We start from the raw sequence: 2,698 nt of genomic DNA, 5'->3' as shown, positions 1-2,698 counted from the left end.
GGGCGAGGGCCGGCCGATCGACGCGGCGATCCGCGAAGGCGCCGTCACCCGCCTGCGGCCAGTGCTGATGACCGCGCTGGTGGCGAGCCTGGGCTTCGTCCCCATGGCCTTCAACGTGGGCGCCGGCGCCGAGGTGCAGCGCCCTCTGGCCACGGTGGTGATCGGCGGCGTCGTCTCCTCCACCGTGCTCACCCTGCTGGTCCTGCCGGCGCTCTACCGCCTGCTCCACCGGCCGAGGGAGCGGCCAGGGGCGGCCTGAGCGTCAGGGATCCGGGGACCGTTCCTAGTTAGGAGGCTTCAAAGAAGATGGTGCCGCCAGGGTGACTCGAACACCCGACCTACGCATTACGAATGCGCCGCTCTACCGGCTGAGCTATGGCGGCCCTGGCGTCCCGGCCGAATCTTAAGGCCGGCCGGGGCGGAGGAGGGCGCTATTTAGCGGACCTTGGGCCGCTCGCCAAGGCGCCAGCGGCGGCGCCGGTTCGCGGCCCACGCCCGGGGGCTACATCAACGGCTTTTCGCGACGCGGCTCGGGCGGGCGTCGGACGCCGGCCTGGGTGTCCATGCGCTGCGTCCACTGTTCGAGCAGGCGCCGCGCGGTTTCACGGCCGCCGATCCCGAAGGCGAGCGCCGCCGCCACCGCCGCCGCGCCGAGGATCAGGGCGAAGGCGATGACGACGATCTCGTCCGCCAGGCCCATGAAGCGCAGTCCCATGGCGCTGGCCAGCGCGATGGTCGACCAGCGCACGATGGTCGAGGCGATCCCTTCCTCGCCGCCGGACGAGCGGCGCGCCAGGCCTGCCAGGAAGTTGGCGATCATCACCCCGGCGAGGATGATGGCGCCGCCGAACAGCACGCGGGCGCCGAGCTCGAGGATCTGCGCGAGCATCACCGCGATGGCCCCGAACGTCAGGAGCCGGGCGGCTTCGACGGCCGAGAACAGCATGATGGCGACCAGGACCACGCGGGCGATGATTTTCGACGGCGTCATGCCGCTCGCCGTCCCCGTTGTCGGCGGAGCGCCTTCCAGGGTTGCGTCCGTCGCCAAAGGCCGCGGCTGGCCGAGGCCCAGGGCGGACAGGCTGCGGTCGACGCCGAGCGACGGCAGCAGCTGCTCGAGAAGACCGGAGACCCAACGGGCGATGAGGAGGGCGATGCCGAGCACGATGGCCGCCGCCAGAACCCGCGGCACGGCTGCGAGGACCGTCGAAAGCACCGCCACCGCCGGGTCGGAGATCGCCCGGATGTTCAGCTGCTGCAAGGCGGCGATGGTGACCGGAATGACGATCAGCACAAACACCAGCGTGCCCGAGGCCTTGGCCAGTCCGGAAGCGCCGGTCATCTGCGAAACGCCCGTCTTCTCGAGGGCCCGGTCGACGTGCGCCACGTTCAGCGCCGTCTCCACCACCCGGCGCGCGAGCGTGGCCACGACGAGACCGATGAAGAAGATCAAGGCTGCGCCGACCACGTTTGGAATGAAGGCGAGGACGCCCGTCAGCAGGGTGTTGAGCGGCGTCACCACGCTGCTGAGGCCGAGCATGGTCAGGGCGGCGATCACGCCGAGCAGCAGCACCAGCCAATAGCCGAGCTGGCCAAGCTGGTAGCCGGTCGTCCGCTTCGCGTCGGCGGGCTGATGCGGGTTCACGCCCGGCACCCGGTCGATGAGCTTGGCGAGCCCCCACTGGACTCCCTTGGCGAGGAAATGGGCGGCGATCAGTATCAGGATGGCCCCGACGATGCGCGGCCCCCAGTCCATCAACATAGTCTGATAATTGTTAGGCATGTCGGGGCCTCCTGGCTGGCCCCACAACTGCCGCGACGCCTCCCCGGTTTCCGCCACGCCCCGGGCCGCGGAGCGACCGCTGACCAGCCCGCGCTCCTAGACGAACGGCACCGCCACGCCGTGGTCGTCGACGACGAGCCGGCTGGTCACCGCGTCGAGCAGCTCGTCGGGGGTGAAGGGCTTCTCGACGAACTCGCTGTCCGGCACGCCGAAGGCCTTGAACGCGGTCGGCGGCGAGTTCCCGCTGACGTAGACGACGGCGATGTCGGGGAAGACCTGACGGGCGAAGCGGGCGATGTCGAAGCCGGTGGCGCCGCGGCCGAGGTTCACGTCGAGCACCAGCCCGTCCAGCGCGGGGAAGCTGGTGATCCGTGCGTAGGCCTGCTCCTGCGTCCGGACGCACTGCACGTCCAGGCCGCAGTCCCGGAGCGTGTCGCAGATCACGTCGCTGACGGCGAGGTCGTCTTCGACGACCAGGATGCTACCCATGGCTTCACCTCTGGGCGGCGCCCCCACCCACAACTCTCGATAACAAGCTGCACAGGGTCGAGTTCCCGAGCCGCCTGTGGAGCGGCGTCGCGCCTCATTCGTCCCTGTCTATCAGCTGCAGCAGGGCTGCTTCCAGCGGGAAGGCCGGCGCTGTCCTGGCGGCCAGCTTGACGCGCGCGAGCGGCTTCAGCACGGCCTTGGAAAGGCCCAGCGCGCGCATCTCCGGCGCCGGATGGCGGCGCAGCACCCGGGCGAGCGCCTGGGCGCCGCGGGGCGAGTGCAGCAGCACCGCGTCGGCGCGCAGCAGGGCGGCAAGCTCCGCCGCAGGGATGGCGACCGGCCGGGTCTCGTAGAGCACCAGCCGCCGGGCCTCGACGCCCTGCTCGGTCAGCAGGCCCACCAGGTCGCCGGCCAGCTCGGCGGCGC

4 protein-coding genes and 1 tRNA gene are annotated in these 2,698 nt (G+C 70.9%); 1 reads left to right on the top strand and 4 read right to left on the bottom strand.

What is annotated here, in order from left to right; translation table 11 throughout:
• Window positions 1-259 (top strand): efflux RND transporter permease subunit (locus tag VJS38_RS01190; protein WP_324086327.1); only part of this gene is annotated, 259 nt, incomplete at its 5' end.
• A gap of 48 nt (window positions 260-307) precedes the next feature.
• On the opposite strand, the gene VJS38_RS01185 is transcribed toward VJS38_RS01190, so the two are convergent.
• The 4 genes from VJS38_RS01185 to VJS38_RS01170 all read right to left on the bottom strand — a co-directional run.
• Window positions 308-383 (bottom strand) — tRNA-Thr (locus VJS38_RS01185).
• Between the two features lie 119 nt (window positions 384-502).
• Window positions 503-1,783: a mechanosensitive ion channel gene (locus VJS38_RS01180; protein ID WP_324086326.1), complete on the bottom strand. Its 1,281-nt coding sequence runs from the start codon at window positions 1,781-1,783 to the stop codon at window positions 503-505.
• A 96-nt stretch (window positions 1,784-1,879) separates the two neighbouring features.
• Window positions 1,880-2,272 (bottom strand): response regulator, encoded by a 393-nt coding sequence (locus VJS38_RS01175; protein WP_324086325.1) that lies wholly within the window; start codon window positions 2,270-2,272, stop codon window positions 1,880-1,882.
• Window positions 2,273-2,366: 94 nt separating this feature from the next.
• A partial coding sequence (locus VJS38_RS01170) for a uroporphyrinogen-III synthase (protein WP_324086324.1) occupies window positions 2,367-2,698 on the bottom strand: 332 nt, incomplete at its 5' end.

Origin of the sequence: Phenylobacterium sp., assembly GCF_035276905.1 — a bacterium.
Lineage (GTDB): Bacteria > Pseudomonadota > Alphaproteobacteria > Caulobacterales > Caulobacteraceae > Phenylobacterium.
This window is presented reverse-complemented; position numbering and strand designations above follow the sequence as displayed.